The 6,241-nt window shown below is 71.4% G+C and carries 4 protein-coding genes; 3 read left to right on the forward strand and 1 reads right to left on the reverse strand.

The genetic code is table 11. From position 1 onward, the window contains the following. The first annotated feature begins 50 nt into the window (after positions 1-50). Both ACH41F_RS28905 and ACH41F_RS28910 read left to right on the forward strand, forming a co-directional pair. A complete protein-coding gene (locus ACH41F_RS28905; protein WP_398838120.1) occupies positions 51-1,718 on the forward strand; it encodes a M4 family metallopeptidase in 1,668 nt (555 codons plus the stop codon). A gap of 70 nt (positions 1,719-1,788) precedes the next feature. Next, the gene (locus ACH41F_RS28910) at positions 1,789-2,292 is read left to right on the forward strand and encodes a DUF1990 family protein (protein ID WP_391232663.1); all 504 of its coding nucleotides are present in this window, start codon (positions 1,789-1,791) and stop codon (positions 2,290-2,292) included. Between the two features lie 32 nt (positions 2,293-2,324). Here ACH41F_RS28910 and ACH41F_RS28915 read toward each other — a convergent pair whose 3' ends face one another. Further along, the gene (locus ACH41F_RS28915) at positions 2,325-4,943 is read right to left on the reverse strand and encodes a glycosyltransferase family 1 protein (protein ID WP_398838122.1); all 2,619 of its coding nucleotides are present in this window, start codon (positions 4,941-4,943) and stop codon (positions 2,325-2,327) included. A gap of 600 nt (positions 4,944-5,543) precedes the next feature. On the opposite strand from ACH41F_RS28915, the gene ACH41F_RS28920 reads away from it, so the two are divergent. Beyond that, positions 5,544-6,241, forward strand: a 698-nt coding sequence (locus ACH41F_RS28920; protein ID WP_398838123.1) for a maltotransferase domain-containing protein, incomplete at its 3' end; no start/stop codon positions are given.

The following is a 6,241-nucleotide window of genomic DNA, read 5'->3' on the forward strand; positions in this document are numbered from 1 at the left end:
CGGGCCGGTTGCCCCACAACCTGGCCGGGCTCCCCCACTAAGGAGCTTGTGTGACCCCCCTCTACGCGCGTCGCAAGCGCACCACTCTGGCCATCGCCACCGCCGTGGCGGCCGGAGCTCTCCTCACCACCGGCCTGACCAGCGGCAGCGCCGCGGCGCAGAGCCCGGCGGAAGCGACGAGCAAGGCCCCCCTCGCCGCCGCCCCCCTCCAGCTGTCTCCCGCCGCGCGCACCACGCTCATCAAGCAGCAGCAGGCCGACGCCTCCGACACCGCCCGGGAGATAGGCCTCGGCGCCAAGGAGAAGCTGGTCGTCAAGGACGTCGTGAAGGACGCCGACGGCACCGTCCACACCCGTTACGAGCGCACCTACGCCGGTCTGCCGGTCCTCGGTGGCGACCTGGTCGTCCACGAGTCGAAGTCCGGTGCGGCCAAGGGCGTCTCCAGGGCGACGACCAGGACCATCAAGGTCGCCTCCCTGACCCCGAAGCTCACCGTCGCCAAGGCCGAGAAGCAGGCGCTGTCCGCCGCCAAGGCCGCGGGCTCGGAGAAGACCGCCGCCGACGGCGCGCGCAAGGTGATCTGGGCCGGCTCGGGCACCCCCGTCCTCGCCTACGAGACGGTCGTCGGCGGCTTCCAGGACGACGGCACCCCGAACCAGCTGCACGTCATCACGGACGCCGCCACCGGCAAGAAGCTCTTCGAGTACCAGGGCGTCGAGAACGCGACCGGCACCGGCAAGAGCCTGTACTCGGGCACGGTCAGCCTGACGACCACCCTGTCGGGCTCGACGTACCAGCTGACCGACGGCACGCGCGGCAGCCACAAGACGTACAACAAGGCCCACGGCACCAGCTCCTCCGCGGGCACGCTCTTCACGGACGCCGACAACACCTGGGGCACCGGAGCCGCCTCCAGCTCCACCACCGACCAGACCGCGGCCGTCGACGCCGCCTACGGCGCGGCGACCACCTGGGACTTCTACAAGTCCACCTTCGGCCGCTCCGGTATCAAGAACAACGGTGTGGCGGCCTACTCCCGGGTCCACTACGGCAACGCGTACGTCAACGCGTTCTGGGACGACAGCTGCTTCTGCATGACGTACGGCGACGGCGAGTCCAACACGCACCCGCTGACCTCGCTGGACGTGGCCGGCCACGAGATGAGCCACGGTGTCACCTCGAACACGGCCGGTCTGAACTACAGCGGCGAGTCCGGCGGCCTCAACGAGGCGACCTCGGACATCTTCGGCACGGGTGTCGAGTTCTACGCGGCCAACTCCAGCGACGTCGGCGACTACCTCATCGGCGAGGAGATCGACATCAACGGCGACGGCAGCCCGCTGCGCTACATGGACAAGCCCAGCAAGGACGGCGGCTCGGCGGACTCCTGGTCCTCGTCGGTCGGCAGCAAGGACGTCCACTACTCGTCCGGCGTCGCGAACCACTTCTTCTACCTCCTCTCGGAGGGCAGCGGCGCGAAGACGATCAACGGCGTGAGCTACAACTCGCCCACGTCCAACGGCTCCACGGTCACCGGCATCGGCCGCGCGAAGGCGCTCCAGATCTGGTACAAGGCGCTGACGACGTACTTCACGTCGACGACCAACTACAAGGCGGCACGCACGGGCACGCTCTCGGCGGCCTCCGCCCTGTACGGCTCGACCAGCACCGAGTACAAGGCGGTCGCCGCGGCCTGGTCCGCGGTCAACGTGAGCTAGCACGAGCAGGGCTCGCTGGGCGGCACCCGGGACGAAGGCATTCCGGGGTGCCGCCCTACCCTTGTCTCCCATGTCCTTCACGTACGACGACGTAGGCGCCACCCGGCGGAACGGTTTCTGCCCGCCCGGCTTCCGCCCCCTGCACGTCCGCACCCGCATCGGCGAGGGCGAGCAGGTCTTCCGCCGGGCCGCCGAGGCCGTGCTGACCTGGGAGATGCACCGCGCGATGGGCGTCGGCATCGACGCCGGCGCGGACCGCGCGGCACCCGACGTCGACGTCACGGTCACCCTCGCCGGGGTCATCAAGGCCCCGTGCCGCGTGGTCTGGACGGTCGAGGAGCACCGCCGCGCGGGCTGGGCCTACGGCACGCTCGCCGGCCACCCGGAGTCCGGCGAGGAGGCGTTCGTCGTCGACCGGACCGGGGACGGGACGGTGTGGCTGACCGTGAACGCCTTCAGCCGCGCCGCCAAGTGGTACTCCAAGGCGGGCGGACCGGCGACCCGGGGGTTGCAGCACGCCTACGCGCGACGGTGCGGGCTGGCGTTGCGGAAGCTGTGCGGCGAGGAGGACTGAGCCGGACCTTCCGCCGGCCCAGTCCCTCCGCGTCACCGCATCAGCACCCCCGCCGCCTCCACCACATCCTCCGAAGGCACCGCCAGCAGTCCCAGCTCCGCCCCGGACGCCAGCAGGCGGTGCGCCGGGAGGATGCGGACCGTGTATCCGAAGGGCCCTGTCCGGTCCAGTGACAGCGGTCCCTCGTAGACCCACCGGCCCTCGGGGTCCGGGCCGCCCACGGGTTTCAAGGGGACCGTCATCGCGTGCGTGATCCGGTCCTCCTCGTCGACCCGTCCCGACACCGCCTGCACCTCGACGTCCTCGGAGCTCAGCTCGCCGAGCCCCACCCGGACCCGGAGTCCGAGGGTGGAGCCGAGTTCCGCCGTGGTCGTCGCGACCGAGGTCTCGACGTGGTCCACGGTGACCGCCGACCAGGCGCCGCGCACCCGGGCCTTCCAGCCGGCCAGTTCGCGGGCCAGGTCCGGGGTCATCGCGCGGTGGGCATGCGCGGCCGGGGTGTAGAGGCGCTCCACGTACTCGCGGACCATACGGCCCGCCAGCACCTTCGGGCCGAGCAGCGTCAGCGTCTGGCGGACCATCTCGATCCAGCGGTCCGGCAGACCGCTCTGGCCGCGCTCGTAGAACCGCGGGGTCACCCGCTGTTCCAGCAGGTCGTACAGGGCCGCCGCCTCGACGTCGTCCCGGTGGTCGGGGTCGGTCCCGGTGCCGTCCGCCGTCGGGATCGCCCAGCCGAAGCCGGGCTGGAACCACTCGTCCCACCAGCCGTCCAGGACCGAGAGGTTGAGGCAGCCGTTGAGCGCCGCCTTCATCCCCGAGGTGCCGCACGCCTCCAGCGGCCGGAGCGGGTTGTTCAGCCAGATGTCGCAGCCGGGGTAGAGCTTCTGCGCCATCGCCATGCCGTAGTCCGGCAGGAACACGATCCGGTGGCGGACCCGCGGGTCGTCCGCGAACCGCACCAGCTCCTGCACCAGGCGCTTGCCACCGTCGTCCGCCGGGTGCGCCTTGCCCGCGACGACGATCTGGATCGGCCGCTCGGGGTGCAGCAGCAGGTCCATCAGCCGGTCGCGGTCGCGGAGCATCAGCGTCAGCCGCTTGTACGACGGGACGCGGCGCGCGAACCCGATCGTGAGGACGTCCGGGTCGAGGACGCCGTCGATCCATCCCAGCTCGGCGGTCCCGGCGCCCCGCTGGCGCCAGGAGACCCGGAGCCGTTCCCGTACCTCCGTCACCAGTTGCTCGCGCAGCACCCGGCGCAGTTCCCAGATGTCCTGGTCCGGTATCTCCCCCACCGCGTCCCAGCGGTCCGAGGCGCCGACCGTCAGCGCGTCCTCGGTGCGCTGGGCGCCGATCTGACGGGCGCCGAGGCGGAAGACCTCGGGGGCCACCCAGGTCGGGGCGTGGACGCCGTTGGTCACGGAGGTGATGGGGACCTCGTCGGGGTCGAATCCCGGCCAGAGTCCGGAGAACATCTCACGGCTGACCTGGCCGTGCAGGAGGGAGACACCGTTCGCGCGCTGGCCCAGCCTCAAGCCCATGACGGCCATGTTGAAGAGGTTGGGTTCGCCTCCGGGGTAGGTCTCCATGCCGAGTTGCAGGATGCGTTCGACGTCGATGCGCGGCAGTTCGGCGTCCGCCCCGAAGTGCCGGGCGACCAGCTCCCGGTCGAAGCGGTCGATGCCGGCCGGGACCGGGGTGTGGGTGGTGAAGACCGTCCCGGCCCGGACCGCCTCCAACCCGGCATCGAAGTCGAGCCCCTCGGCGCACAGTTCGGCGATCCGCTCCAGGCCGAGGAAGCCCGCGTGGCCCTCGTTGGTGTGGAAGACCTCGGGGGCGGGATGGCCGGTGAGCCGGCAGTAGGCGCGGACCGCGCGGACCCCGCCGATGCCGAGCAGCATCTCCTGGAGCAGGCGGTGCTCGCTGCCGCCGCCGTAGAGCCGGTCGGTGACGCCGCGTTCGCCGAGGTCGTTCTCCTCGACGTCGGAGTCGAGCATCAGCAGCGGGACGCGGCCGACCTGCGCGAGCCAGATGCGGGCGTGCAGCTGCCTGCCGCCGGGGAGGGCCAGGGAGACCTGTGCCGGGTCGCCGTCGGCCTCCCTCAGCAGGGCCACCGGCAGTTCGTGGGGGTCGAGGACGGGGTAGTGCTCCTGCTGCCAGCCGTCCCGGGACAGGGACTGGCGGAAGTAGCCGTGCCGGTACAGCAGGCCCACACCGATGAGCGGGACGCCCAGGTCGCTGGCCGCCTTCAGATGGTCGCCGGCGAGGATGCCCAGACCGCCGGAGTACTGGGGCAGGGCGGCCGTGACGCCGAACTCGGGCGAGAAGTAGGCGACCGCGGCGGGGAGTTCGCCGGACTGGGCCTGGTACCAGCGCTCGCCGGAGACGTAGTCGTGCAGATCGTCGGCGGCGGCCGTCAGACGGCTCAGGAAGCGGGGGTCCTCGGCCAGCTCCGCGAGCCGCTCGGGCGGTACGTCGCCCAGCAGTCGTACGGGATCGCAGCCGGAGGCCGCCCAGCACTCCGGGTCCACCGACTGGAACAGGTCACGGGTCTCCGCGTGCCAGGACCAGCGCAGGTTGCGCGCCAGATCGCTGAGCGGGCGGAGGGGGGCGGGCAGGACGGGTCGGACGGTGAAGCGACGGATAGCCTTCATTGCCACCCTCGTCAGGCGTGCGGAAACGGACGCACCGCGTTGTGCGTCCCGTCGTCACGGTCGACGGTATCGGTGCGAGGGCGTCGTAACCATGGCGCCGAACCGTGCCGGACCGTCCGAAAACGGTCGTAACCCCTACGTACCCTCCATGGCCGATATGGCCGGTTCCGCACCTGTGGGCGCCCGGGGCGACACCGCCGAGGCCGGCCGCCCGGGTACGTCGGCGGCGCCCCCGAAGCGGCGGGAGCGGCCGCGCTCCCTGTCACCGGCCGTCCGAAATGACACCCTCGCGGACGTCAAGGCCCTTGCCTCACAGGTGATTTCCGGCAAAATCTACGGCCGCGGTTCCTCTTCGCCGGACAAACTCCGCCAGTTCCCGGCGCTTTGAGGACGGAGTTCAGGCACCGGGCCCCTCCGGCTCGAAGAGGGTCAATCTTGTGTGTAGATATACGCGTGGGTAGTTAACAAAGTGCCGGATTGCGCACCCGAATAGGGTGGGAAGGCTCCTGCGGTACAAGCCGAGCCAGATCCGGGAACACCCCGCAGGACCCCCTCCCCACAGCCATCCGCCCACCTACGTTGACGCGGACAGGAGCGGTCATGCCCGCCACGCACCACTCGTCAGCACCCCCGACGACCGGCATCGAGCCATCCCCCGAACGGCGCCCGGCCGCAGCCGGACCCCCGCCCCCGGAGCCACCCTCCACGGGCGACGGCATCGGGCGCATACCCGTCCTGGACGTCCGCCCGGTCGTCCAGAGAGGCCGCCGCCCCGCGAAGGCGGTCGCCGGAGAGACCTTCGAGATCTCGGCCACCGTGTTCCGCGAGGGCCATGACGCGGTCGCCGCCAATGTCGTACTGAGAGACCCGGAAGGCCGCCCCGGCCCCTGGACCCCGATGCGTGAACTGGCCCCCGGCACCGACCGCTGGGGCGCCGACGTCACCCCCGACGCCGTGGGCCGGTGGACCTACCAGGTCGAGGCCTGGGGCGATCCCATCGCCACCTGGCGCCACCACGCCCAGATCAAGATCCCGGCCGGGATGGACACCGAACTCGTCCTGGAGGAGGGCGCGCGCCTGTACGAGCGGGCCGCCGCCGGTGTCCCCAAGGGCGAGGGCCTGCGCAAGGTGCTCCGGGCCGCCGCGGACGCCCTCCGGGACGAGACGCTGCCTGCCTCGGCACGGCTCGCGGGGGCGTTGACACCGGAGGTGGAGGCGGTGCTGGCCCGGTATCCGTTGCGGGAGCTGGTGACCGCTTCGGAGGTGTTGCCGCTGCTGGTGGAGCGGGAGCGGGCGCT

It is taken from the genome of Streptomyces sp. NPDC020489, from assembly GCF_044386545.1.
Lineage (GTDB): Bacteria > Actinomycetota > Actinomycetes > Streptomycetales > Streptomycetaceae > Streptomyces.

Bases quoted from the DNA above. Each gene is read 5' to 3' on its own strand.
- ACH41F_RS28910 (WP_391232663.1), top strand. From the start codon at position 1,789: ATGTCCTTCACGTACGACGACGTAGGCGCCACCCGGCGGAACGGTTTC.
- ACH41F_RS28915 (WP_398838122.1), bottom strand. From the start codon at position 4,943: ATGAAGGCTATCCGTCGCTTCACCGTCCGACCCGTCCTGCCCGCCCCC.